Origin of the sequence: Pedobacter quisquiliarum, assembly GCF_014642175.1 — a bacterium.
Taxonomy (GTDB): Bacteria; Bacteroidota; Bacteroidia; order Sphingobacteriales; family Sphingobacteriaceae; genus Pedobacter; species Pedobacter quisquiliarum.
Window position 1 is genome coordinate 100,209 of sequence record NZ_BMIL01000003.1, and the last position, 26,007, is coordinate 126,215.

At 42.9% G+C, this 26,007-nt stretch carries 25 protein-coding genes; 12 read left to right on the plus strand and 13 right to left on the minus strand.

Going from position 1 to position 26,007, the window contains the following annotated elements; genetic code table 11:
- Window positions 1-51 precede the first annotated feature (51 nt).
- Window positions 52-435: a DUF423 domain-containing protein gene (locus IEW69_RS05230; protein WP_188625780.1), complete on the plus strand. Its 384-nt coding sequence runs from the start codon at window positions 52-54 to the stop codon at window positions 433-435.
- Window positions 436-2,916 (plus strand): replication restart helicase PriA, encoded by a 2,481-nt coding sequence (gene priA, locus IEW69_RS05235; protein ID WP_188625781.1) that lies wholly within the window; start codon window positions 436-438, stop codon window positions 2,914-2,916.
- Here priA and IEW69_RS05240 read toward each other — a convergent pair.
- Window positions 2,913-3,554, minus strand: coding sequence for a hypothetical protein (locus IEW69_RS05240; protein ID WP_188625782.1), 642 nt, complete (start codon window positions 3,552-3,554; stop codon window positions 2,913-2,915). The genes priA and IEW69_RS05240 overlap by 4 nt on opposite strands.
- A gap of 179 nt (window positions 3,555-3,733) precedes the next feature.
- On the opposite strand from IEW69_RS05240, the gene IEW69_RS05245 reads away from it, so the two are divergent.
- Entirely contained in the window at window positions 3,734-4,390 is a 657-nt protein-coding gene (locus tag IEW69_RS05245) for a protein-L-isoaspartate(D-aspartate) O-methyltransferase (protein ID WP_188625783.1), read from the plus strand.
- On the opposite strand, the gene smpB is transcribed toward IEW69_RS05245, so the two are convergent.
- Window positions 4,391-4,840 carry an SsrA-binding protein SmpB gene (gene smpB, locus IEW69_RS05250; protein ID WP_188625784.1) on the minus strand — a complete coding sequence of 150 codons (450 nt, stop codon included), beginning with the start codon at window positions 4,838-4,840 and terminating at the stop codon, window positions 4,391-4,393.
- Between the two features lie 59 nt (window positions 4,841-4,899).
- Entirely contained in the window at window positions 4,900-6,777 is a 1,878-nt protein-coding gene (locus IEW69_RS05255) for an Nramp family divalent metal transporter (protein ID WP_188625785.1), read from the minus strand.
- Window positions 6,778-7,215: 438 nt separating this feature from the next.
- Between IEW69_RS05255 and IEW69_RS05260 the strand changes: the two genes are divergently transcribed.
- Window positions 7,216-7,686, plus strand: a complete 471-nt coding sequence (locus tag IEW69_RS05260; RefSeq protein WP_188625786.1) for an Lrp/AsnC family transcriptional regulator — start codon at window positions 7,216-7,218, stop codon at window positions 7,684-7,686.
- Between the two features lie 19 nt (window positions 7,687-7,705).
- Here the strand turns inward: IEW69_RS05260 and ung are convergent, their stop codons facing one another.
- Window positions 7,706-8,383: a uracil-DNA glycosylase gene (ung, locus tag IEW69_RS05265; RefSeq protein ID WP_188625787.1), complete on the minus strand. Its 678-nt coding sequence runs from the start codon at window positions 8,381-8,383 to the stop codon at window positions 7,706-7,708.
- A gap of 3 nt (window positions 8,384-8,386) precedes the next feature.
- The gene (locus IEW69_RS05270; RefSeq protein ID WP_188625788.1) at window positions 8,387-8,899 is read right to left on the minus strand and encodes a thioredoxin family protein; all 513 of its coding nucleotides are present in this window, start codon (window positions 8,897-8,899) and stop codon (window positions 8,387-8,389) included.
- A 100-nt stretch (window positions 8,900-8,999) separates the two neighbouring features.
- Between IEW69_RS05270 and IEW69_RS05275 the strand changes: the two genes are divergently transcribed.
- On the plus strand, window positions 9,000-9,536 hold the full coding sequence (locus IEW69_RS05275; RefSeq protein ID WP_188625789.1) for a DUF2892 domain-containing protein: 537 nt from the start codon (window positions 9,000-9,002) through the stop codon (window positions 9,534-9,536).
- A 386-nt stretch (window positions 9,537-9,922) separates the two neighbouring features.
- On the opposite strand, the gene lysS is transcribed toward IEW69_RS05275, so the two are convergent.
- From lysS to IEW69_RS05300, 5 genes are all read right to left on the minus strand, one after another.
- Window positions 9,923-11,638 carry a lysine--tRNA ligase gene (lysS, locus tag IEW69_RS05280; protein WP_188625790.1) on the minus strand — a complete coding sequence of 572 codons (1,716 nt, stop codon included), beginning with the start codon at window positions 11,636-11,638 and terminating at the stop codon, window positions 9,923-9,925.
- Window positions 11,639-11,705: 67 nt separating this feature from the next.
- The gene (locus IEW69_RS05285; protein WP_188625791.1) at window positions 11,706-13,619 is read right to left on the minus strand and encodes an AMP-dependent synthetase/ligase; all 1,914 of its coding nucleotides are present in this window, start codon (window positions 13,617-13,619) and stop codon (window positions 11,706-11,708) included.
- 129 nt (window positions 13,620-13,748) lie between these two features.
- Window positions 13,749-14,075, minus strand: a complete 327-nt coding sequence (locus tag IEW69_RS05290) for a HesB/IscA family protein (RefSeq protein WP_188625792.1) — start codon at window positions 14,073-14,075, stop codon at window positions 13,749-13,751.
- Between the two features lie 63 nt (window positions 14,076-14,138).
- Window positions 14,139-14,552, minus strand: coding sequence for a Fe-S cluster assembly scaffold IscU (iscU, locus tag IEW69_RS05295; RefSeq protein ID WP_188625793.1), 414 nt, complete (start codon window positions 14,550-14,552; stop codon window positions 14,139-14,141).
- Between the two features lie 57 nt (window positions 14,553-14,609).
- Window positions 14,610-15,821 carry an IscS subfamily cysteine desulfurase gene (locus IEW69_RS05300; protein WP_188625794.1) on the minus strand — a complete coding sequence of 404 codons (1,212 nt, stop codon included), beginning with the start codon at window positions 15,819-15,821 and terminating at the stop codon, window positions 14,610-14,612.
- Window positions 15,822-15,936: 115 nt separating this feature from the next.
- Here IEW69_RS05300 and mce point away from each other — a divergent pair, with 115 nt between their 5' ends.
- The 7 genes from mce (at window position 15,937) to IEW69_RS05335 (ending at window position 21,304) form a co-directional block, all read left to right on the plus strand.
- Window positions 15,937-16,335, plus strand: coding sequence for a methylmalonyl-CoA epimerase (gene mce / locus IEW69_RS05305; protein WP_188625795.1), 399 nt, complete (start codon window positions 15,937-15,939; stop codon window positions 16,333-16,335).
- Window positions 16,336-16,435: 100 nt separating this feature from the next.
- Window positions 16,436-16,684 carry a type B 50S ribosomal protein L31 gene (locus IEW69_RS05310; protein ID WP_188625796.1) on the plus strand — a complete coding sequence of 83 codons (249 nt, stop codon included), beginning with the start codon at window positions 16,436-16,438 and terminating at the stop codon, window positions 16,682-16,684.
- 71 nt (window positions 16,685-16,755) lie between these two features.
- On the plus strand, window positions 16,756-17,931 hold the full coding sequence (locus IEW69_RS05315) for a putative sugar nucleotidyl transferase (protein ID WP_188625797.1): 1,176 nt from the start codon (window positions 16,756-16,758) through the stop codon (window positions 17,929-17,931).
- A gap of 49 nt (window positions 17,932-17,980) precedes the next feature.
- Window positions 17,981-18,742 (plus strand): triose-phosphate isomerase, encoded by a 762-nt coding sequence (tpiA, locus tag IEW69_RS05320; RefSeq protein ID WP_188625798.1) that lies wholly within the window; start codon window positions 17,981-17,983, stop codon window positions 18,740-18,742.
- Window positions 18,742-19,584, plus strand: a complete 843-nt coding sequence (gene prmA / locus IEW69_RS05325; RefSeq protein WP_188625799.1) for a 50S ribosomal protein L11 methyltransferase — start codon at window positions 18,742-18,744, stop codon at window positions 19,582-19,584. Before tpiA ends, prmA begins: the two co-directional genes overlap by 1 nt.
- Window positions 19,585-19,589: 5 nt before the next feature.
- On the plus strand, window positions 19,590-20,942 hold the full coding sequence (locus IEW69_RS05330; protein ID WP_188625800.1) for a UDP-N-acetylmuramate--L-alanine ligase: 1,353 nt from the start codon (window positions 19,590-19,592) through the stop codon (window positions 20,940-20,942).
- A 29-nt stretch (window positions 20,943-20,971) separates the two neighbouring features.
- Window positions 20,972-21,304 carry a helix-turn-helix domain-containing protein gene (locus tag IEW69_RS05335; protein WP_188625801.1) on the plus strand — a complete coding sequence of 111 codons (333 nt, stop codon included), beginning with the start codon at window positions 20,972-20,974 and terminating at the stop codon, window positions 21,302-21,304.
- Here IEW69_RS05335 and IEW69_RS05340 read toward each other — a convergent pair.
- The 3 genes from IEW69_RS05340 to IEW69_RS05350 form a co-directional block, all read right to left on the minus strand.
- Window positions 21,301-22,419: a GNAT family N-acetyltransferase gene (locus IEW69_RS05340; RefSeq protein WP_188625802.1), complete on the minus strand. Its 1,119-nt coding sequence runs from the start codon at window positions 22,417-22,419 to the stop codon at window positions 21,301-21,303. The two genes, IEW69_RS05335 and IEW69_RS05340, sit on opposite strands and share 4 nt — an antisense overlap.
- A 71-nt stretch (window positions 22,420-22,490) precedes the next feature.
- Complete coding sequence (locus IEW69_RS05345; protein ID WP_188626063.1) at window positions 22,491-22,685, minus strand: hypothetical protein; 195 nt, start codon at window positions 22,683-22,685, stop codon at window positions 22,491-22,493.
- A 381-nt stretch (window positions 22,686-23,066) separates the two neighbouring features.
- On the minus strand, window positions 23,067-25,997 hold the full coding sequence (locus IEW69_RS05350) for a sensor histidine kinase (protein WP_229663522.1): 2,931 nt from the start codon (window positions 25,995-25,997) through the stop codon (window positions 23,067-23,069).
- Window positions 25,998-26,007 lie beyond the last annotated feature (10 nt).

Genomic DNA, 26,007 nt, shown 5'->3' on the forward strand with positions numbered 1-26,007 from the left:
AGAGATACTGCTGCGGTTTTCTTAATTTAGGCAGCTTATCAAGCGCGATACATGAACAAAAATATAGTTTTAACCGCTTCCGTATTTGGCGTCATGGCTGTGATTCTAGGTGCTTTTGGCGCACACAGTTTAAAGGAGAGTATAGGTGAAACAGCACTCGCCACCTGGACCAAAGGTGTAGAATACCAGTTCTACCATGTCTTTGCCTTACTGTTTCTTTCCAACATTAAAGAACAGACGAAGCTGACCAGGCTCGCACATATTTTCTTCAGCATTGGCATCATCTTCTTTTCTGGCTCGCTATACATCCTGTCAACAAAGGCAATCCACCAGCTTGAAATCGCTTCTTACATCGGGCCGATCACGCCTGTAGGTGGCCTCTTCTTTATACTCGGTTGGATGATGTTGTTCTTTACAGCAGCAAAGAAAAATTAAATGGAGCAGAACTTTGATCTCAATTTCCAGGAGCGGGAAACCCTGTTTGTGGAAGTCATTCTACCACTTTCACTTTCCAAGAACTACATCTACCGTGTGCCTTTTGAAATGAACGAGGAGGTTGCACCCGGTAAAAGAGTCATCGTTCAATTTGGTAAAAACAAGATCTACACCGCGCTTATCCGATCCATTACAACAGATGCACCTCAGGTGTATGCTGCTAAATACATCATTGACGTTATCGATGCCTTTCCAGTTGTAAATGCCAATCAGTTTAAGTTCTGGAACTGGATGTCTACCTACTACATGTGTAATGAAGGGGAGATCATGACTGCAGCACTCCCTGCGGGGCTAAAACTCGCCAGTGAGACCATCATTGTCCTGAAGACAGATGCTGACCTCGAAGGTGCGGTCCTTAAAGACAAAGAGCAGCTCATCATCGAATTTCTTAAAAAGCAGGAAAAACTTACCATCGCAGAAATCGCGAAGATATTAGGACAGAAAACAGTCATCTCCCTGGTAAAGTCATTACTCGCCAAAGACCTGGTTTATGTAGCAGAAGAAGTGGTGGAGAAATACCGTCCTTTACTAAAAACCTTCATCTCCTTAAACTCCGCTTACGAGAATGAAGACAAGCTGAAGGAGTTATTTCAAATACTGGAACGTGCACCCAAACAGCTGGACGCACTGCTGGCGCTGATACACTTGTCCAAATCGAATAAAGAAGTATTAAAGGCAGACATCCTCGCGCAAAGTGATTGTGGACAAGCATCTATAAAGTCGCTTATCGATAAAGATATTTTTGTACAGCGTAAGAAGCCGGTTAGTCGTCTATCCCTGGAAGACACCGAAGAGATTCGCAACTATGAACTTTCAGCCGCTCAGACGCAGGCCATCGAAGGTGTGCATGAAGCCTTCCAGACGAAGGAGGTTGTGCTCCTATACGGCGTAACCGCATCTGGTAAAACGCAGATCTACATTAAGCTGATTGAAGAAGCGATCGCTAACGGTGGACAGGCCTTATTCCTGCTGCCGGAGATTGCGTTAACAACACAGATCGTAGAACGGATTAAACATTATTTTGGTGATGCAATAGGCGTATATCACTCCAAATTCAACGACTTTGAGCGTGTCGAAATCTGGAATAAAGTACTTAATGGCACCTTCAAGATTATCCTGGGCGCCCGGTCTGCCGTTTTTCTCCCGTTTCAAGATCTTAAGTTCATCGTTGTTGACGAGGAACATGAAGCTTCCTACAAGCAGCATGAGCCAGCGCCAAGGTACCAGGCCCGGGATTGCGCGGTTTATCTGGCGCATCTCCACCAGGCGAAAGTTATTCTTGGCTCAGCCACCCCATCAATTGAAAGCTACTACAATGCACTTACACAAAAGTATGGATTGGTGACGTTAAAAGATCGCTTCAGTGGTGTTGAACTACCGGTACACCAGGTGGTAAGTCTAACAGAGGAAACCAAGCGTAAGAAAATGGTTTCTTACTTTTCAAGCGTGCTGATCGACGATATCCAGGCCTGTCTGGAGCAGCAGGAGCAGGTTATCCTTTTTCAGAACCGTCGTGGTTACGCAACCATTCTCATCTGCGCAACCTGTGGGTTTGCACCGAAATGCGTAAACTGTGATGTCAGCTTAACCTTCCATAAGAGCAGTGGCAAGTTGCATTGTCACTACTGTGGCTACCACCAGAATACCCTAAACATCTGCCCGGCTTGTGGTTCTGTGCACATTGAGCAGAAAGGCTTCGGCACGGAGCGGGTGGAAGAGGAGCTTGCACTATTGTTCCCTGATGCCCGGATCGTACGCCTCGATGTAGACAGCACACGAACTAAAAACAGCCTGCAGAAGATCATCAGCGACTTTCAGGATGGTACGACCAATATCCTCATCGGAACACAAATGGTCGCCAAGGGATTGGATTTCGACAACGTAAGTCTGATTGGAATTATAAACGCCGATACGCTACTGAACTATCCTGATTTTAGGGCCTTTGAAAGAAGTTACCAGCTGCTTGCGCAGGTTTCCGGCCGTGCAGGGAGACGTGAAAAGCAAGGTAAAGTGGATATCCAGGCCTATGATGACAATCACCGCATCATTCAGCAGGTTGTCGAGAACCGGTATGAAGATATGTTTGAAGATGAAATAGCGGAAAGAAAGCAGTTCAACTATCCGCCGTTTTCAAGACTGATATTCCTCAACTTGAAACATAAAGATCCGGATGTCTTAAATTTTGCTTCAAGAATGCTGGCGAATGGCTTGCGTGCACAACTTGGCAAGCGCGTGCTAGGCCCTGAACAACCATTGGTGTCCAGAGTCCGCAATTACTACCTGATGCAGATCATCGTTAAAGCAGAGAAGGAAACGGCAATCCAGAAGGTCAAAAACCTGATCACCGAAACCATACTTCAGGTAAATGTAGATCCCGCTTTTAAGGGCGTGATCATACAAATTGACGTAGATCCCTACTAGCGGTTGTTTCCGAAATGGAATTGCAAACCGGTGTTCAGTGGGTTCAGCAAGAATTGGGACTGGTAGTTTTTACTAATGCTCCTGTCCGTACTGCCTGGAGGTGTATTTTCAAACTTGTTCTGAAAGTAAAAGAACTCCACATTTCCCTCTACATAAAACGTAAGCTGGCGCAAGACATTCAATTTCAAGCCAAAACCTGGTGCTAAGGTAAAGCCATGTTTTGTGACTTTCGTACTATTTCCTGCATTGATGACACCCTCAAATTCATGGGAACGATAGCCAAGATCTGTTGCGAAATAGGGTTGGACTATGCCGTAGTTGAAATTCTTCTCAAAGCCCATCTTAATGCTATAATCCTGAATATTGCCGCTGCCATTGTCAGATTCCATGACATCAATATCATCGTTGATGTAGCTTCCCGACAAGCGGTAGCTGATCTGATTGTCGTTAAACTTCAAAGAGACTGCATTCAGCGATGTATTGATGTAGTTATCTTTTTTGGAGTTGTTCTGAATTTTAGGCACCTGCATAATCCCGAAGGCACTAACATTAACTGAGTTGTTAAAGCTGCCGTCAACCTGGGCTTCAGCAAGGAAGCCAGTTAGCGAAAATGCACATAGGAATAGTAGTTTCTTCATAAAGAAAATGGAGCTCTAAAGGTTAGAGTGCTAAATTAGTTTTTAAGCGGCTTTAATACAAGGAATTGCCCTGCAGGGCAAAAAATAATCTTTGATTTAGTGGAAGTTAAATCTGTAGCACCAAAATATTCAACCAAGTCTTGAAGCAGATCGGTTATAAAGCCTTATTTTTGGACCAAATGGCATACAAGTTTGTTGACAATTACAGGGAAAGAGGCGCAAGAAAAAAGCTGGTTGAACACCTCAAGTCGAGAGGCATTACGGATTCAAATGTCCTAAATGCGATAGGTAAAATTCCCCGTCACTTCTTTTTTGATGAAACCTTCTGGAATCAGGCGTACAAAGATATCGCCTTCCCTATAGGCGATGGACAAACCATTTCACAGCCCTATACCGTCGCATACCAAACAGAGTTACTGCACATCAAAAAAGGGGACAAGGTACTGGAGATCGGCACCGGATCCGGTTATCAAACCTGCGTATTGATGGAACTGGGGGCTGATGTCTATACCATAGAAAGACAGGAAAACATCTATAACCACACCATCAAGGTATTACCTGGAATGGGCTACAATGCGAATTTCTTTTTTGGTGATGGCTCCATGGGTATCGCAGCACATGCTCCTTATAATAAGATCATAGTTACTGCGGGTGCACCATTTGTGCCAGAGGTCCTGTTGAAGCAGTTGAAAATCGGAGGTATACTGGTGATTCCGGTAGGCAATGAACAAAGTCAGACGATGGTAACAGTCATCCGGATCAGTGAGACGGAGTATGAGAAGATCGAGCTGGATCAGTTTAGATTCGTGCCGCTGGTGGGCGACCAGGCCTGGTAGTTATCCCTTTAATGCCCGGTCCAGTTCCCTTTTAGACTCTCTGTCTTTGATGCTATCGCGCTTGTCGAATTCCTTCTTACCCTGGGCAAGTGCAATTTCAATCTTCGCAAAACCCCTGTCATTCGTATAAATTCTCAGCGGAACAATCGTATAACCCTTCTCCTCGCTCTTTGCCTTCAACTTGCGGAGTTCCTTTTTATGTAACAACAATACACGGTCACGTTTGATGTCGTGGTGGTGGAAAGAGCTGTGGCTGTATTCAGAGATGTGAAGATTCCGCACATAAAGTACATTTCCAATGAACATACAGAAGGCATCCGACATGTTTGCTTTTCCCTGACGAATTGCTTTTATTTCCGTGCCTAACAAAGCAAGACCAGCGTTGAAGTTCTCAACGATATGGTAGTCAAAGTAGGCTCTTTTATTCTTTATTTGTATGTCGTTCTTCATAATTAATAGTCAAATATCCGAAATTCTAATCTATTCACCGGTTAATTGCCGCAATATTCCTAACGGACAATTAGCACCGGAATGGATACCTGGTGTCTCACTGCATTAACGGTGGTGCCAAGTATCAAATCTTTAACCCCTTTATGCCCGTGTGCACCCATAACCAAAAGGTCGAGCGTGTTCTTTTTGGTCAGTTCAGAAATAGACCTTGCTGGCTTACCGAAGCCGATACAAGGTGTTGCATGATAGCCAAGGTTCTGCAGGTTCATGCAATAGGCATCCAGATTATCAGCATCCTTTTTAGTTTCATGATCCATCGCCGAAGTGCCGTGATAATTCGCAACGGCAGTTTCTACAATATGTATGATGAAGTATTCTGCTTCTTTTCCGCCCTGCAATAAGCCATGCCTGATGGTTTGCAAATCATTTTTCGAAAAATCAACAGAGATCCCGATTCGCCTGTAAGCCAAATGCTCAATCGGACCAATCGCCAGGGCATTGCCGTGGGGAACGTTTGATCCTACGCGTTGGTCCTTAATCAGTGGATACACAAAAACAAATACCAGCAGGAAGCCAATGAGTACCGCTACAGGAACGACTAGCCCATAAATTAACAGGCTACTTGCCGACTGTGCCCATAAGCTGATCTCCTCAATCACAAGTTTCACGTTTAGAATCACAATGACGAGCGCACTTGTCCAGGCAAGAATCTTCACCCAGTTCTTCAAAGCAAATTCCTTCATGTGCTTTTTGTCCGAGGTAATATGAATCAAAGGAATAACAGCAAAGCCCAACTGCAAGCTCAATACCACCTGGCTAAGGATTAACAAGCCACCTAAGGCGTCTTCTCCAAAATAGAGTATGGTAAAGAATGCGGGAATAATGGCCAACAGTCGCGTTAGTAACCTACGCAACCAGGGTTGAATGCGTAAGTTCAGGTGCCCTTCCATGATGATCTGACCTGCCAGCGTACCCGTAACGGTTGAACTTTGTCCTGCAGCAATTAAGGCTATAGCAAACAAAGTAGGTGCAACGTTCCCGAAGATATTACCCAACAACTTATGGGCGTCCTGAATCTCTGCAACTTCATGCATACCATTTTTATAGAAGGCAGCAGCAGCAAGAATAAGGATCGCCGCATTCACGAAAAATGCAAGGTTAAGTGCAACTGCCGTATCAATAAAGTTGAACTTTAAAGCTTCTTTGATACCCTTACTATCCCGATCAAACTTCCTGGTTTGCACCAGAGAGGAGTGAAGGTATAGGTTATGCGGCATCACGGTTGCACCAATAATACCGATAGCAATGTATAGCGCCTCACCAGAAAGCACACTTGGCTCAAAACCTTTTGCAATTTCCACAAGGCTCGGTTCCACAATAAACATTTCTACCAGAAAGGAGAGGCCCACAATGAATACCATGGACACGATGAATGCTTCCATTTTCCGCATCCCTTTATTCATCAGGAACAATAGCACAAAGGTGTCGAGAATCGTGATGCTTATGCCATAAAGTAAAGGCAGGTCAAACAACAACTGTAAACCAATGGCCATTCCGATAATTTCCGCAAGATCGCAGGCAATGATTGCGGTTTGTGCAAGTACAAATAAGGGGATGTTCACCCATTTGGGATAGGTGTTCTTCGAGGCCTGTGCAAGATCCAGACCGCGGACAATGCCAAGCCTGGAGCTCAATGACTGCAGCAGCAGCGCAATGAGGTTCGACATGAGTAATACCCAGATCAACTGATAACCAAACTTGCTTCCACCCGCAAGATCTGTTGCCCAGTTTCCCGGATCCATATAGCCAACACTTACCAGGTAAGCTGGGCCAAGGAAGCTTAATATACGCCTCCAACCTGTTCTTTTATTCGTTTCAACACTTTGATGTACCTCGGCTAGCGACTCGCCATCCCGCTTTCTATTCTCAGTCTGCATATTCCTAAACCGTGGTCTGGTCGTTTTTTTTCATATTATTTTTTGCCCTCGCTTCCTCCAAATATCATACCTGTAAGTTAGCAAATTTAATTTTGTATGGCAGTTTAACGCAAAATTTTAAGTCTAAATTCAAAATCAGAATATTGACAAACACTTTACCTCATGCAAAAGGTCGCTCACAGCACTTCGCATATCACTCTTTACTTTCCGCTAAATCGGTTTACTATGATATAGAGCTTTACATAAATTCGCAATGTCAGCACTCAAAACGCATTAAAGAATCCAATTGACCAAAGCAGTTTATGGCTACAAATTAGATTCTGAGGCATGATTTACAACTTTGTTGAAAAAAATAATCTATTAAAAATGCGATCTTTTGCGAATTTAATTTGGTTCAGAATGATTTCTAATTACCTTTGAAAGTAAACAACCTTACATATGGCCGCTGAATTGGACAAAATAGATTTAAAAATACTGAGACTGCTTCAGGAGAATGGTAGAATTACAAATCTGCTGTTATCGCAGGAAATTGGATTATCTCCAGCTCCTACATTGGAACGTGTTAGAAAACTTGAACAATCCGGATATATCAAGAGCTATCACGCGCTGGTAGATGAAGAAAAACTTGGATTGGGCATTAAGACCTTTATTCAGGTGCAACTTGATTTCCATAAGAATAATACCATTCAGACCTTTCTTGATGAGGTAAATCAAATTAAAGAAATTACTGAATGTCACCACGTAACCGGCCAGGCCGACTTTTTACTGAAGGTCTACGTGCATGATATTAAAGCATATGAAAGACTGATCATGGAAAAGATCAGCAAGATAACGGTTGTAAAAACTTTTCAGACGATGATGATCATGTCTACAACCAAAAAAGAACCAATTATACCGTTAGAATACTAACGGTATAATTGAATTTCCGCTAGCGTATTTGCCAGTCAATGGCCGTCTGGCCTTCTGCCAGCAAAATTTCGTTGGTCTTTGAAAAGTGGCGACACCCGAAAAATCCATTGTGTGCCGATAGTGGAGATGGGTGCGCTGCCTTCAGCAAATTGTGTTTTCCTGAATCAATCAGCTGCGCCTTGTTCTGCGCAAACTTACCCCATAGTAAAAATACCAAACCCTGTTTACGGGCAGAAAGCTCCGTAATGACATGATTGGTGAAGGTTTCCCAGCCTTTTCCCTGATGTGATGCCGCCTGATGTGCTCGAACCGTCAGTGTCGCGTTTAGCAAAAGTACACCTTGATCGGCCCAACTGGTTAAATCGCCATGTGCAGGTATCTGAAAGCCCGGAACATCCGTAGCGAGTTCTTTGTACATGTTTCTAAGGGATGGTGGAACAGCTACACCTTTTTGTACAGAAAAGGAGAGTCCATGCGCTTGTCCTGGCCCATGATAGGGATCCTGGCCCAGTAACACAACCTTCACCTTGTCTAGGGGCGTATGCCTGAAAGCATTGAAAACATCTGAAGACTTCGGGTAAACCTGCTCGCCGCGTGCTTTCTCCTCTTTTAGAAATTCCCGAAGCGCTTGCATATAGGGTCTCTCCAGCTCCTGTGCCAACACACTTTCCCATCCGGGTTCAAAAGTTGTCCCCATCTGCTACTTCTTGCTAAACAGGTCCAGCGCATCTTTCTCCAACGTATCTCTTGGAGATTCTACGATGCGGCCGATTTCTTTTCCGTCTTTAGAAAATATGAATGTGGGTACGCGCTCGATGTTCATGCCGTCTATCAAGCCATGCTCCGCTTTTTTCTCGCCATCCACACAGATCAGGGTCATGTCTTCAGCAGCAATGCCTAGCTGATCAGTGATTTTATAAAAATGAGGAACCTGCAACTTGCTGTCTCCACACCATGTACCCATTACAATGGTAATTTTAACACCTTCCATTAAAGGTTTAAGTGAACTCAGTACGGCAGCATCTGGTGCATAGCTTTCATACATCGTGTCATACATGGTTTTAAATTCCGGGAAGTTACACACGCTTTCTCTTGTGCAGTTATTGATCATAATTTCTTTATTTCTGAAGGGGTCCTGCTTTTTCTTGTTCAGCTCTTGTGCACTTGCCTGAAAGCCCACAAAAAGGACTAAAAGCGTTAATAGTTTATTCATAGGGTAGGATGTTGTTACGTTTTTAATTGTTGAATTTAGAAGTTTAAATCTGATTTTAAGTATATAAACACGATATTTGCACAAAATTTACAATTGATTTATGCCAAACATTTTTCGTTTAATAATAGGGTTTTCAATCCTGGGTGGTGCAATAGCACTAATGGTTTTTGGATATTGGGGATGGGGCATTCTCGCTGTGTTAATCAGTATCCTTGTTCTTGCAACATATTTTTATAATGAGAACATGCTGCTGGCACAATGGTTTTTGAGAAAAGACGATATGCCGAAAGCTGAAGGGTTTTTGAAGCGAATCACCAACTATGAAACGCAGCTGGTACGTGCGCAACATGGATACTATAACCTGCTGATTGGTTTGGTTGAATCTAGAAAAGCACCAATGCAGTCTGAGAAGTATTTCAAAAAAGCACTTTCTTTAGGCCTGCAGATGGATCACAATATTGCATTGGCAAAACTTAGCCTTGCTGGTATCGCGATGGGTAAACGTAACAAACGCGAAGCCCAGATGTACCTGACGGAAGCAAAGAAAGCAGATAAGAATAAGTTGCTCGCCGATCAGATCAAACAAATGAAAGATCAGATGGTGATGTTAGACAAACAACAGATCAGATACAGATAATGTAGACAAATCATAACAGGATATCTTGGATATCAAAAAAGGGGTTTCAGCAATGAACCCCTTTTTTATTGCAGCTGTATCTTGGGTTTGTTGCCTATCAGACTGGCGCTGGTACTCAACTGCGCTAAAGACAAGCAAAGATCAAGGACAGGGCAGTTAAAGACCAAACGCACAGCAAACCCACATGAACTGTGCGTTCCGTGTGCGTCTGGTGTGCGTTTGGTCTGGGTTTGCTGTGCGTTTGACCCGAACGCAGTACGCAAGAATGGTATCGCTGTATGGGGGCTGCTGCAGTGGTCCGGATTAGTAAAACAAGGCACGGTATAAACGAAAAAAGCCCGCAGTGTCGTAAGACAATGCGGGCTTTTCATATAAGTTAGTTCTGTTTAAGCGAACCAGGTCATAACATCTTCTTTGCTTGGCATAGGCACATCCATCTTAAGTTTCTTACGCATACCTCCCAGGTCGTTAAAAACCTTGTTTGGATTAGCGGCTTTTAAGTCTTCAATGGTATTGATACCCATCTTGCGGATTGCGGGTACCCACTCCAGTGGTACACCTGCTTCAACAAAATCCTGATCTTCTGTCACCTTAGCCTTTTTCTCCGGACGCATCTGCGGGAAGAACAATACTTCCTGTATGGTCGACTGGTTGGTCATCAGCATCACCAAACGGTCGATACCGATGCCAAGGCCTGATGTAGGTGGCATACCGTATTCCAGCGCCCTTACAAAATCGTCATCCATAGCCATGGCTTCGCTATCACCTCTGGCAGCAAGTTTAAGCTGATCTTCAAAACGCTCCTTCTGATCGATCGGGTCATTTAATTCCGAATATGCATTACCGATTTCTTTTCCGTTTACAAACAATTCAAACCTTTCAACCAGTCCTTCTTTGCTACGGTGCTTTTTCGCAAGCGGCGTCATCTCAATAGGGTAGTCGGTAATGTATGTTGGCTGAATTAAGTTCGCTTCCACTTTCTCAGAGAACAGCTCGTCCACAAGTTTACCACGACCCATGCTGTCATCAACCTCAATGCCCAACTGTCTGCAGGTATCTGCAAGTTCGTTTTCGGTCATTGCAGAAACATCGATGCCAGTATATTTCTCGATAGACTCATACATGGTTAGTTTCTCGTAAGGTCCAGCGAAGTTGATTTCGTGTTTTCCTACGGTTACAACCGGTTTTCCATGAATGGTGGTTGCAATACGTTCAAGACATTCTTCTACCATACCCATCATCCAGATGTAGTCTTTGTATGCCACATAGATTTCCATTGCGGTATACTCCGGGTTATGCGTGCGGTCCATACCTTCATTTCTGAACATCTTACCAAACTCATAAACACCGTCAAAGCCTGCAACAATTAGTCTTTTCAGGTAAAGTTCATTCGCAATCCTTAGGTATAATGGCATATCCAGGGTGTTGTGGTGTGTTGCAAAGGGTCTTGCGGCAGCACCACCATGGATTTGCTGAAGTATAGGTGTTTCAACTTCCATCCAGCCTTGCTCATTGAAGTAGCTGCGCATGGTGTTGATCACCTTTGAACGATTGATGAAAATTTGTTTGAAATCGGGGTTAACCGTTAGGTCGACATAGCGTTGTCTGTAGCGCAACTCCGGGTCTGTAAAACCATCATAGATGTTTCCTTCTTCATCACGTTTAACGATTGGAAGCGGTTTCAATGATTTTGCTAACAGTTTGAAAGAAGTTACATGGATGGAAATTTCACCGGTTTGTGTCGTAAAGGCATAGCCTTCAATACCGATGAAGTCACCAAGGTCAAGCAGCTTTTTAAATACCGTATTGTAAAGTGTTTTATCTTCTTCCGGGCAAAGCTCATCACGTTTTAAGTAGATCTGGATCCTGCCGGTTGAGTCCTGAAGTTCCACGAATGCGGCACTTCCCATGATCCTGCGGGTCATGATTCTTCCTGCAAGGCTGATGCTTTTGTAGGCATCAGGGTTTGTTTCGTAATTGGCAAGTATATCTGCAGCGTTGGCATTGATGTCGAAACGCTCTGCAGGATATGGATCAATACCTAATTTCCGTAATTCGGATAATGCATTACGGCGTAATATTTCTAATTCTGATAAGCTCATATGGATATATGTTCCGGCTTTTGCCGGAGAAGTTTTATGAAAATAAATGACTGCAAAAATAGTAAATCTAATCTGCTTCTACGGCCATTTTGTACATCTCGTTGATGGGTTCAGCGTACTTTCGCTCGATGACCTTACGCTTAAGCTTCATGCTTGGGGTCATTTCACCTTCTTCCATGCTAAATGGATTGCGCTTTAGCTTAAAGTTCTTAATGCGTTCAAATTTCGCCAGTTCATTAGAGAGCTTTCTGATGTCCTGGTTAATCCAGCTCAGAATTTCCGCGTCTTCAATAAATAACTCGGGCTGCGCGAAGTAGGCGTCAGTCAGCTTGAATTGCTCTTGTAAGGTCTCCCGGTTGGGCACTACGATTGCGGTAAGGTATTCGCGCTTGTCGCCAATCAGGAATATGGACTCGATCTTTAAGCTTTTCAGATAGATATTTTCAACAGGTGTTGGATAAACATTCTTGCCATAAGCATTAACGATCATGTTCTTGATACGATCTGTAATCTGCAGATTGCCTTTGTAGAAGCGGCCAATATCACCTGTGTGGAACCAGTTGTCGATATCAATGGCTTCAGCAGTTTCCGCAGGTTTGTTAAAATAGCCCTGCATTACACAATGGCCACGTACCACAACTTCCCCTTCTTCACATTCGAATCCTTCATTGAAGGTCTCGTGGGTCTGTATGCTGATGAACTTTTTGGTTTCAACATCCTGAATGCCAACTTCAATACCTGGTATTACGCGGCCTACTGTTCCGTAAACCTGACGGTGATATTCGGTTACGGACATCACAGGTGAAGTTTCTGTAAGCCCAAATCCTTCCAAAATCTTGATCCCAAGATTCCCGAAAAACTCGCCCACGTTTTTAGGCAATGCAGCGCCCCCGGAGATCATGAATTTTAGACGACCACCGGTTTTTTCTTTGATTTTGCTGAAGACCAGCTTATCAGCAGTATTCTGTTTTAAGGTTAAGATTACACCGGGGTTTTTGCCGGCTTCCTTTTTATTGCGGTACAACTGTCCCGTTTCAAGCGCCCACATGAAGATCTTTGCTTTCATGCCGCCGGTAGCAGTTCCGCTTTTTATGGCTTTATCGTGAATGCGCTCAAGTAGCCTCGGCACACAGCTCATGACGGTTGGTTTTACCTCCGCCATGTTCTTGGCCAGCAGCTCAAGGCTTTGCGCATAGGCTATTGTACAGCCTTGCGCACAGCATACATGGTAGGTTGCTGTACGTTCGAAAACGTGAGATAGCGGAAGAAAGGATAGAAATAGATCATCCTTGTCAATCACAGGGATCTGTTGCAGGCACACTTTCACGTTTTCAACGAAGTTGCTATGTGACAGCATAACGCCTTTAGGTGTTCCGGTTGTGCCGGAAGTATAGATTAAAGAGGAGAGATCAGTAGGACGTAATGCCTGTCGTGCTTCTGCAATTTGCTTAAGCTCCGCTTCTGTGATGTTTTCGGCAGTGGCCAACACGGTATTGAAGTGGATGATTTCTTTTTGAAAATCTGCTGGAACGGTAATCTTGTCCAGATCCGCAAATGCGGGAATAACATAGCGTAGCTCGCGACAGTTCCTTGCAATCTTTAGAATCTTTTTGAAGAGAAAGGGGCTACCAACAAGGATGGACTTGATGCCCGAATCATTAATGATATACTCTACCTCATGCTCAGATAGCGTGGGATAGATGGAGACATTAATTGCCCCAATTTGTTGTATACCCTGATCATAATAGACGTACTCCGGGGAGTTCTCAATGATGAGGCCCATACGGTCGCCCTTTTTGATCCCTTTCCGCAGAAAGAAAGCTGACACGGCGTCAGCGTTTTCAAGCGTTGTCTGAAAAGAGATGTCAATCCAATCATTACCTTTTTTCTGTTTGAGGAAAGTATGATTGGGTGTATGGATGTTCTCTACGACGTTTCTCAAGAGACTTGGAACGGTAGAAAATTCATTAAAGATTACCATATAACTGTTTGTTAATTTGGGAGAGCAATGATAAAGGTTTCATTGTAATTATGCAACCCGAAAGTGTCCCGGCAAATTTAGGCACAAAAAAAGGGGCAAACGCCCCTTTTTACACTCTAATTAATGTATTTAAACAGAAAAACTTTCTCCGCATCCGCAGGAGCGGCTGGCATTTGGATTATGAAAATTGAAACCTTTACCATTTAGGCCATCCGAGAAGTCTAATTCTGTTCCAGCCAGGTATAGGAAGGATTTCATATCCAAAGCAATCTTGATTCCTTTATCTTCAAAAAACTGATCGCCGGTTTTTGACTCGTTATCAAAGTCGAGATTGTAGGACAAGCCGGAACATCCGCCACCTTTTACAGAAACACGCAGGAAATATTCGCTGTCCATATTTCCGTCCTGCATCAGGTGATCAATTTTGCTTTTAGCTTTATCAGTTATTGTAATCATTGTATATCGTTTAGTTTACTAACTATAAAATGTAGGCATTAGAAGACATGCCCGATTTTAAAACTAGTGGTGTGATTTCGCCAATTCGATTGGCTCCATACCATTTTTTACGCGGTAGTCGTTGATTGCAGATTTAATTGCATCTTCTGCCAACACAGAACAGTGAATCTTTACTGGTGGAAGTGCTAATTCTTCAACGATGTCCATGTTGTCGATCGCTAATGCTTCGTCAACAGTTTTACCTTTTAACCATTCAGTAGCTAAAGAAGATGAAGCGATTGCAGATCCACAACCAAAGGTTTTGAATTTTGCATCAGTGATTACATTGTTTTCATCAACTTCAATCTGAAGACGCATTACGTCGCCGCACTCAGGTGCGCCAACAAGTCCTGTACCTACAGATTTACTGTCTTTATTTAACGTACCAACATTTCTAGGGTTGGTATAGTGTTCCATTACTTTTTCTGAGTATGCCATTTTATTTTCCTCCGGACCATTTAAGGCCTGTTTATATTTTTTGTTAGTTGCAGCGCATTAGTGCTCTGCCCATTCGATTTTGCTTAAGTCAACACCATCTTTGAACATTTCCCATAGTGGAGAAAGGTTCCGCAAATGAAGTACCGCTTTTTTGGTGTTCTCAATTGCATAATCAATTTCTGCTTCAGTTGTAAATCTACCTAGCCCGAAACGGATAGAAGAGTGTGCAAGATCATCAGATAGACCAAGGCTCTTCAACACATAAGAAGGTTCAAGGGACGCTGAAGTACATGCAGAACCTGATGACACGGCAAGATCTTTCATCGCCATCATCAGACCTTCACCTTCTACATATTTGAAAGAGATATTGGTTACGTGCGGCAGGCGGTGTTCGCGGTTACCATTTACGTAGCTTTCTTCAAGTACGGTCAATGCACTTTCCAGTTTGTCTCTTAAAGCAGACAATCTTGCTGCTTCAGAAGCCATTTCCAGTCTGCATAACTCACATGCTTTACCTAAACCGACAATACCTGGTACATTAAGTGTTCCTGAACGCATACCACGTTCGTGACCACCACCGTCGATCTGTGCAGTAACTTTAACCCTTGGGTTTTTACGACGGACATAAAGCACGCCAACACCTTTAGGACCGTACATCTTGTGTGCCGTGAAAGCCATTAGGTCAATACCGTCAGCATTTACGTCAACAGGGATTTTACCAACAGCCTGAGTACCGTCTGTCATGAAAAGGGCACCATATTTATGTGCAATAGCAGAGATTTCTTTAATTGGTTGTACAACGCCGATTTCATTGTTACCATACATGATGGTTACCAGAATGGTTTGTTCGGTCATTGCCGCTTCAAGCTCCTGAAGATCGATTAAGCCATCTTCTTTAACGTTCAGGTAAGTAACCCTTGCGCCAAGCTTCTCCAGGTGTTTGCAGGTATCTAAAACTGCTTTATGTTCTGTAGTTGCAGTGATGATGTGGTTACCTTTGTCCTGGTACATCTCGAATACACCTTTAATACCAAGGTTATCTGCTTCCGTCGCACCAGAGGTAAAAATGATTTCCTTTTCAGTACAGCCAATTAGCTTAGCCACCTGCTCACGTGCATAGTCTACACCTTCTTCAGCAACCCAGCCAAAAGCATGATTACGGCTCGCCGCGTTACCGAACTTGTTGGTGAAATATGGGAGCATCGCTTCTAACACCCTTGGATCAAGGGGAGTCGTTGCATTATTATCTAGATAAATAGGAAGTTCCATAAAATATTGGGTCTTGTTTTATACACAAAGATAAGAAAAAAGATCGCCAGCGTATATTTGTCGACTTTTGTATAGTAATTATTCCCTTATTTTTACAATTGGATAACCTTAAAAGATGAATAAAATAGAACACATCGGTATTGCAGTTAAAAACATCGAAAGCGCCAACCTTGTTTACGAAAAAATTCTTGGTACGCCTAGCTATAAACAGGAGCTTGTGCAGAGTGAACAGGTAAATACTTCTTTCTTTAAAGTTGGGGAAAACAAGATTGAACTTTTGGAAGCAACCGGGCCCGACAGTCCGATTGCGAAGTTTCTGGCGAAGAAAGGGGAGGGCATACATCATATTGCTTTTGATGTGGATGACATTGTTTCAGAAATGGCCAGGTTGAAGGCAGAAGGCTTTGTGTTGTTGAATGAGGCGCCTAAGAAGGGTGCAGACCAAAAGTTGGTGTGTTTTGTGCACCCCAAAGATACCAATGGGGTGTTGATTGAATTGTGCCAACAAATATAAAATGGAAATTATCTTCGTTGTTGCTTGTATATGTTTAATAAAATTAGGATATTTGCAACCTTAAAAATAAGCGACAACTAAGTATAAAAAATATAATATCATGAAAAAAGATCTGCATCCATCAAACTATAGGTTCGTAGTATTTAAAGATATGTCTAACGATTATTCTTTTTTAACTAAATCTTGTGTAGATACCAAAGAAACGACTACTTGGGAAGATGGAAATGAATATCCATTATACAAATTGGAGATTTCTCATACTTCACACCCTTTCTACACTGGTAAAATGAAACTTGTTGATACTGCTGGTCGTATCGATAAATTCAAAACCCGTTACGCTAAGAAGTAATTCAAAAATAAAGACTTTTATTTTAAGTCCCGATGCATCTCGCACCGGGACTTTTTTTATTTTTGTTGCTTATGACAATCAATTTATTTGATGATGGTGTATGGAATTCGCTCCGTCCATTGACCTTTACCAGGCCCGTTGCCGATCTCAGGCTGGGTATATTAACAATAGCCGAAAAGTGGTCCAAATACCTGCATGCAGATGCAGGGTTTATCACGCAGGCTTATCTCTCCACCAAATATCAGTCTAAATCAAACGTCGAATTTTACATCAACGGCTCTGTATGTCCTGATGAGCAACTGGTTGATGTTATAAGTGCATTGCAAATCGGGGATGTCCTGATGAAGGATGACCTTTTGCTCGCAGCAAGACTGGAGCCAGGTATGCACTTCGATCCGGTACAGCCGCAAGGACGACCGGTAGCCTATGAAGCAGCCTTCATACGTATTGTTCATCCCGAAGATATATTCAAATTCAATGATGCCGAAATCCGTAAGGATTTCAAACTGTTGACCGCTGGGAGGACTTCCGCCGCGCTTAGCTCCACAAACACTGTAATCGGTCAGGATATATTTGTTGAGGCGGGTGTTGAGGCAGAATGTTCAACCTTTAACACTAAAGCCGGACCTATCTATCTTGGCAAGAACGCGCAGGTATGGGAAGGCGCTAACATTAGGGGATCATTTGTACTTGGCCACGACTCTCAGGTGAAGATGGGTGCGAAGATTTACGGACAAACAACCATTGGACCTTACTGCCGCGTAGCTGGTGAAATCAACAATGCCGTTATCTGGGGACATTCCTCAAAAGGACATGAAGGTTACCTTGGGAATTCTGTATTGGGGGAGTGGTGCAACATTGGTGCAGACTCCAACAACAGTAACCTGAAGAATAATTATGCAGAAGTACGCTTGTGGGACTACCAGAAAGAGAGCTTCCGTAAAACCGGGCTGCAATTTTGTGGGCTCATCATGGCTGACCATGCGAAATGTGCAATTAATACGATGTTCAACACCGGCACGGTCGCAGGTGTGAGCGCCAATATTTTCGGTGCAGGCTTCCCGCGGAACTTCATTCCGGACTTTTCATGGGGCGGCTCGCATGGTTATGAGGTGTACACACTCAATAAGATGTTTGAAACCGCTGCCAAAGTATTCGAAAGAAGGAACATGGTCCTGGATGAAACAGAGAAGAACATCTTAAAAGAAGTATTTGAATTAACAGCTGTCAACAGAAACTTTAAATAACTGCAATGCCTTCGGCACTGCTTAACCTAAACTTATAAAAACCAATATCATGAGGAAAAAAATTGTAGCTGGGAACTGGAAGATGAATATGGACTATTCTGAAGGCCTTTCGTTGTTTTCGGAAATCGTCAACATGGTTCGCGATGAAAAAAAGGGCGATCAGCAAGCCATTATCTGTGCGCCATATATTCACCTGAATAGCCTTGCCAAATTAGGTGGTACAACGGTTCATATCGGTGCGCAGAATTGCCATCAGAATGAATCTGGTGCCTTTACCGGAGAGATCTCTGCAAAGATGGTTAAGTCTGTAGGTTGCAGTTATGTGATCATCGGTCACTCTGAACGCAGACAATATTGTGCTGAAAACGACCTGCTTTTAGCAGAAAAGACTAAAGCTGCTTTAGCGCATGATCTTATTCCAATCTTCTGCATTGGCGAGACGCTGGATGAGCGTAATAACGGTGATTACTTTGAGGTGATCAAATCGCAACTGACAAATGGCATTTTCGATTTACCTGCAGCAGACTTTGCTAAAGTTGTTATTGCCTATGAACCAGTATGGGCGATTGGAACCGGCCTTACGGCATCTTCAGATCAGGCACAGGAAGTTCATGCATTCATCAGAGCAGAGATCGCTGCAAAGTTCGGCGCAGAAGTTGCAGAAGGCATCAGCATCCTTTATGGTGGTAGCTGCAATCCGAAAAATGCTGCGGAGTTGTTCGCACAGCCCGACATCGATGGCGGCCTGATTGGCGGTGCATCCTTGAAATCCCGTGATTTTACAGATATTGTTAAAGCATTTAATTCCTAATGCAGTATATACAAGTAACTTTTACGTTCCAAAGTATAGAAGCGTATCAGCAAGATCTACTCATCAGTGATCTTGCTGATATCGGCTTTAACACTTTCGAAGATACCGCGAAGGGCTTTTCAGCATTTATTGAAGGCGATCAATTTCAGGAATCTGCTTTAAAAAATCTGTTGACTGATGCCATTGGTGACACGCTGGAATACAGCTACGAGGTCGCGGAAATTGCGGGGCAGAACTGGAACGAGGAGTGGGAGAAAAATTTCGAGCCTCTAATAATCAGCGATCAGTGTTACGTACGGGCAACTTTCCATGCGCCAAGACCGGAGTATCCCTTTGAGATCGTAATTGATCCGAAGATGGCATTTGGTACGGGGCATCATCAAACCACAACCATGATGATGGAATACATCTTGACCATGGATCTTGAAGGTAAGAAAGTGTTAGATATGGGTTGCGGAACGGGAATCCTGGCCTTCTTAGCGGCGAAGAAAGGTGCAACAGCGCTTACTGCGATCGACTACGATCAGGTTTGTTATGAAAGTACCGTTGAAAACGCGGCTTTGAATAACATTGATGGCATCGGGATTATTTGTGGGGGAAAAGAAGTTATTCCGGATACCGAGTTCGACGTGATTCTTGCCAACATCAACAGGAACATTCTGTTAGATCAGATAGACCGGTATGCAGCCGTCCTAAAGGCAGGTGGATCGATCGTGTATAGCGGATTTTATGAATCTCCGGATTTAGAGATGATCAAAACCGCCTCCGCTGCCGTGGGTATCGAATACCAGGACCACAAAAAGATTAATGACTGGGTTGCTGCCCGTTTTTTAAAAAAATAACGTTTATGCGTATACATTTCATTGCGATAGGCGGTAGTGCTATGCACAACCTGGCTATCGCACTACATAAAAAGGGCTTTCAAATCACCGGCTCTGATGATGCGGTTTTTGAACCATCCAGCAGCAGACTTGCACGCTTCGGCTTATTGCCGGAGGTTATGGGTTGGGATGCTGATCGGATCAGCACAGCGCTCGATGCTGTGATTCTAGGCATGCACGCTTTCCCCGATAACCCAGAGTTGTTGAAGGCACAGGAACTTGGCGTGAAGGTTTATTCTTATCCGGAATACATCTATGAACAAACCAAGGATAAGTTAAGGGTTGTTATTGGTGGTAGTCATGGTAAAACCACCATCACCTCCATGATCCTTCATGTACTAAACTTCTACAATCGTGATTTCGACTATCTGGTTGGTGCGCAGTTAGCAGGTTTTGACACGATGGTGAAGCTAACAAATGAGGCTCTGGTAATCATCATTGAAGGCGACGAGTACCTGGCTTCGCCGATTGACCGGAGACCGAAGTTCCATCTTTATAAGGCCAACGTTGCCGTCATTAGCGGGATTGCATGGGATCACATTAATGTATTTCCAACCTTCGAAAATTACATTGAGCAGTTCGACACTTTCATCAATACCATACAGCCAGGCGGTAAGTTAATTTACTGTGAGCTAGATGCGGAGGTGAGGAAGGTTGTGGAGGCATCAGCGGCTTCAATTGAGAAGATTCCTTATCAGATTCCGGCACATGACGTGCAGGATGGCATAACACGGTTGCTGCCAGGTGGAACACCACTGAACGTTTTTGGTAACCACAACCTGATGAATTTGAGTGCTGCAAAGCACGTTTGCGCAAGCCTGGATATTTCTGAACAGCAATTTGACGAGGCGATCGCTTCATTCAAAGGTGCTGCAAAACGCCTGGAGCTGATTGGTCAAACGGCTACTTCAAATGTGTACAAGGATTTCGCACACTCGCCATCGAAGCTTGAAGCGACAATTACTGCCGTGAAGTCTCAGTTTCCTGACAGGAAGTTAGTTGCTTGTATAGAGTTGCATACATTCAGTAGCTTGAATAAAGCCTTTTTAATGCAATATGAAAATACGATGACGAAGGCAGATCAGGCAATCGTGTATATCGATGAAATTACATTTAAACACAAAAAAATTACACCGTTCACGGAGATGGATGTTCAGGGGGCTTTTAAAGATGATAATTTAATCTTCTTTAACGACAGAACGGCCCTGGAAAGCCATCTTTTAGCAATGAATTTTACTAACACGAACTTATTGCTTATGAGTTCAGGAAATTTCAGCGGTTTAGATCTTATTAAACTGGCACGCGAGTTGAAGGCCTAGGGGAAGAAACACACAGTTAAAAAACTATCATGAACATTATCGGTAAAAATATTCGACAGCTACGACAGAAAAATGGATGGAGCCAGGGGGAAGTCGCTAAACGCTTGAAGATTTCCATACCTGCATTTTCCAAAATTGAAACGGGCATCACAGATATAAATATCTCCAGATTAGAACAAATAGCAAACCTTTTTGAGGTGTCTACAATGGACATCATTTCTAAAGAAGGAGAAAACCCACAGTCGGTAAACTTTGAAGAAATTAACAGCCTCAAAGAAAGATTGTCTGCACGGGAGGAAGAGATCATCAAGCTTCAAAAGAAGGTTATTGATCTTTACGAAGAAATAAGAGGCGAAAGCTAAAAATCCTTACGCAATGTCATGTGCCGCTTACCAAAAGCGGCACCCGTTGCTTCATGAATGGCCAGCATCTTATCATTAAAATCACCTACCCAGGACATTTCCAGTTCCTCATATTGATTCAGCGGCAGCACATACTTGCCTAATGTAATAAACAGCGCTGATTCAAGTCCATGTTTCTGATAGGCCGTTTTCGTACCCATTACTATCGCGCGCATCCTGGAAACACCTTTCCAGCGTCGATATGCGAATATTAACATCTGCAGTAATCCAAGCTTACCATTAAAACCTTTGATCATTTGATTTGCATCTGGAATGGTCACTAAAAAGGAGGCTGGTTCTCCATTTACATAGGCAAACCAGATCAGTTTTTCATCCATTATGGTCTCCATCTTCTTAAAGGACTCCATCAGCGTTTCTTTTTTGATCGGTACAAAGTTCTTGAAGTCTTTCCAGGCATCATTGTAGATCTCCATCAGGTCGCTTACATACTTTTCGGAGTTCTTCTTAGAGAAATGTTCAAAGGTATAGCCTGGCTTATTGGCTACCCAGTTTGCAATTTTGGTGAAGCGCTCGGGAAATGGTTTTGTGATATCAAGGTGATTGGTAATTTGCTCATAAGCAGTCTCAAAGCCATAAGCTTTGAAGAGTTGGTGGTAATAGGGTGGATTGTAGTTCATCCCGTAAGAGGGTGCTGTAAAACCTTCAACAAGCAAGCCCCAGAAAGAGTCATTCTCCCCGAAGTTAATTGGTCCTTCCATCGCCTTCATGTCCTGCGCTTTCAACCATTCTTCTGCAGTAGAGAAAAGCAATGTAGCTGCTTCAGCATCATCGATACATTCGAAAAACCCCATTCCACCGGTAGGTACCTCGTATTGCTGCGCTTTCTTAAAATTGATGAAGGCGGCAACACGTCCGACGATCTGGCCTTGATCATCCTTTAGAATCCATCTGGTACAAACACCATGACTGAAGAAGGGGTTTTTCTTAGGATCAAAGATTTGTTCGACATCCTGGTCTAAAGGACAGATCCAGTTTTCATCGTTTTTATAGATCAGGTGTGGAACGTTCAGAAAAGCGGTACGTGTACTTTTATTATTTACTTCTATGATCTGCATGCTTGTTGAATGGGCCATAAATTAAAAAGCATCCTGTTTAGGATGCTTCAATATTAAGTTTTTTTTACCAGTTAATAATCATCGTCGTCGTCAGAATCAAAAGTATCTAAGGTGTCCAAATCATCCAAAGGCAAATCAAAGTCGTCTTCATCATCGAAAGGAGACATTTTGCTAAAGCTGATGGTTTGAATCCCCTGTAAATTCTCATCTTCAAAGCCGGTATTATCAACAGAACTTCTCTTAGCGGATTTCTTAGTCGTTATCATACAAATCAAATAAAATAGCTGGTTAACTCTTTAATTAAGATACAAAATGTTTTTTTGGGGTGTATTGGTTGTACCCTGCAAAATTAAAAAATAAATAAATCTTACAAGCTGAAATTTAAAAGATGTGTGAAAATTACACTTGGGATTTCAGGGCAAAAAAAAAAGTGGTAAAGATTTTGGCTTTACCACTTTTAACACACAAATGAAACCCTGAATTGAGATATTGTTTTTAGGTTAGGTGAACATATCTTTGACCAATTCTATAAGAACGCGCTTTAACAAACCATGTTTGTTTAATTTCTGATACAAGTTTAGTACAAACTTAAGAACCCACCAGATTATTTGAGTTAGTGGTAGTCTATCCTGAGTAAACGGTAATATTTATCGAATCGGGATCTGTATTGTTACCATTGTGCCGGTTTCACCCCGTTGTCTGATGTGGATTTGTATAAATATGTCTTCAGTTTGATTCAACAATTGTACACGTTCCTGTGTGAGACTCATTCCCTTACTCGTGTGATCGGTATTCTTTAATTTCTGGGAATTCTCAATACCAATCCCGTCATCAACAATGTTGATGAGCAACTGTTCCTGATCTACAACCTCCATGGTGATGTTGATGTGGCCACCTTCCTCCTTAGGCATGATGCCATGCCAGATTGCATTTTCTATGTAGGGCTGGAGCAGCATAGAAGGGATTAAAATCTCTTCTTTATCAATATTCGGATCGATCTCTATGGTATAATTTAATTTACCTCCAAAACGTTTTTTCTCCAGTCCGAGGTAAAGGTTTAAATATTCAAGCTCTTCCTCCAGGGAGATGAAGCTTTTGGTACATATTTCAAGATTCTTACGAATCAATCTCGCAAAGCCTGTTAATATCTTGTTGGCAGAGGACGTATCCTTTGTATTGATGTAATGTTGCACAGAGTTCATCACATTAAAAATAAAGTGTGGGTTCATCATCGCCAGAAGGGCACGCTGCTCCAGGATGAGGATTTTATGTTTCAGCACAAGTTGTTTTTGTTCCTGGTTTTTCTGCCATTTGGTGATAATTACGGCAATCTTGTAGAAAGTGAAACTCGCGGCTATTAACAGCACAAAAATGAACCAGTTTCTTTGCCAGAAATGTTCCTCCAGCTTGAACTTTATTCTTGTCGGATCACTCCAGTCTGTGCTGTTGGATCTGGTACTGATTTCGAAAGTGTAATTGCCTGGTGATAAAGAGGAGAATTCCAGGCGACGGTTTCGGGTTTCTGTCCAGGTGTCTTCTGGTTTGAGTCTGAACCGGTATAGTAAATCCTGTTTTTGAAAGTCTATCGCGCTAAAGATAAAAGTAATGTTGTTTTTTGATGGGTTCAAAGCCTGGAGGGTGTCGGCAACCTCCAGGTTACTGTTGTTGTTTAAGATGGCGGACACGATGACCTTAGGGGCTTTATTCTTCTTCGTGAAGCCCTTCTTAGGAAAATAGACTAAGCCATTATTTGTTGCAAAGTAGGCTGTTGTTTTGCCGATGTAAAGGTCGTTAACATCGTTCTTTAACAGGGCGTTTGTATATTCAAAACTTTGAATCTCAATTTCCGGCCCGTCTATACAGATGTTGTTAATACCATTGTTCGTAATAACCCAGAGGTGATTACCATCCACAAAGAGCTTTTTGCAAATGTTGTCGGCAAGGCCATCGTTGACGGTGATCTTCTTGATGATTTTTCCGTCCTGAATATAGGCAAGTCCGTACCCGTCCGTCGCGATTACAAGCATGCCATTCTCTAATGTGTTAATGTCATTAATGCGTTTTTCGCTGAAGTATGCTCTATCCGCAGCTGTAATAAGGCCAGGCGCTCCGATGGCGTTTAAGCCGTCAATGTTTGAGTACCAGAGTGCACCTTCCTGGTTGAAGTGAACAGCATAAGCCCGGCCAGCATAGAAGTTTTGGCCTTTGCTCAGCTTCAAGGCATGGAACTGAAAGTTTTGTAAGGGATTTTTGATAGAGAAAACGCCTGAGGCAGACGCAATCGCCAGCTCATTCCTAGAACTGAGGCTAAAATTTTTAACGGCGATAACTGAATTGGTGACTTCTTGCAGCAACTCCGGTTTTTGTACGCCATAGATGTCGTTAATACGTCCAATACTGAAATCGGTGCTGAAGTACATCGACTGATTTAGGCTATCAATATGCAGCTGCTTAATATTCCCTTTAGCACCGATAGTCTCCAGCCTGAGTTCACGAATGGAAACAGCGTTTTTCTCCAGGACGTTTATGACGCCCTTATCCATCCCTAACCATAATCGTCTATGCTTATCTTTGGAAATACTTTTTATATAATTGCTGGATAGTCCTTCTGCCTGCCCGATTATGTAAGTTCGATTTTCCTCACGGGGGAGCATGTAAATCCCATTTGACGTGGTGAACCACATGTTATCGGATCTATCCTTAATTACCTGGCTGGTTGGTATGTTGTGCAGGTACTGTTTTGCAGGCGATCCTTTCTGATACACGGTTACGCCTTCGTTGTTGCTGAGCCATAATTCCGTGGCGCTGGCATGAATGAAGCCAAGCTTAGTGTTGAGCATGGCTTTAGGAATATGGAGCTCAATTGTACTTATACCATTATCAATTGATCTCAAACCGGTTGCATCAAGCAGCAGCAGTTTGCCTCCGGTCTTGATATCTATTGTCTTGTGCGATAGCGTATTAGGGATGTGCGTTGCAGGATAAAAACTGCCGTTTTTATAGCGCATCACAGCATGCTCGTTTATGATCCAGATGTTCTGCTGTGCATCCTGGTACACTGAGGCATTAATAAACTGCATGTTCATATCCCTGGAACTAAAGCGCAAAAGCTTGTCGCCATCGTACATGTACAAGATGTTTTTGTTACTGCCGAACCACAACCTACCCTCATCGTCTTCAAAAAAGGATATTATGATTTCCGTAATATTCAGCTTTCGAAGTAAGTCGGAATTTGATTTATTAAATATTTTGCCCTTTTTAAAATAGCTTAGCTTCCCACTGAAACTGAGGAACCAGATCCTGCCCAAACGATCCTCCTTGATCTGTAGAATCTGATTGTCGGGCAAACCATCATCAATACTGAAATTCCGGAAGTACTTTCCGTCGAATCTACTTACGCCTGCGTCGGTACCTATCCAGATGTAGCCTTGGCTATCCTGAATACTGAAAAAGCAGGTGTTACTGGGTAGTCCGTCTTTAATGTCGTAATGTTCGATGTAGCTCGTCTGCGCGATGAGCAGCTGCGTTGAAAAGAGCAGGAGTAGAATGGAAGTAAAAAGAATCTTTATTTTAAGCACCAGGCGCAAT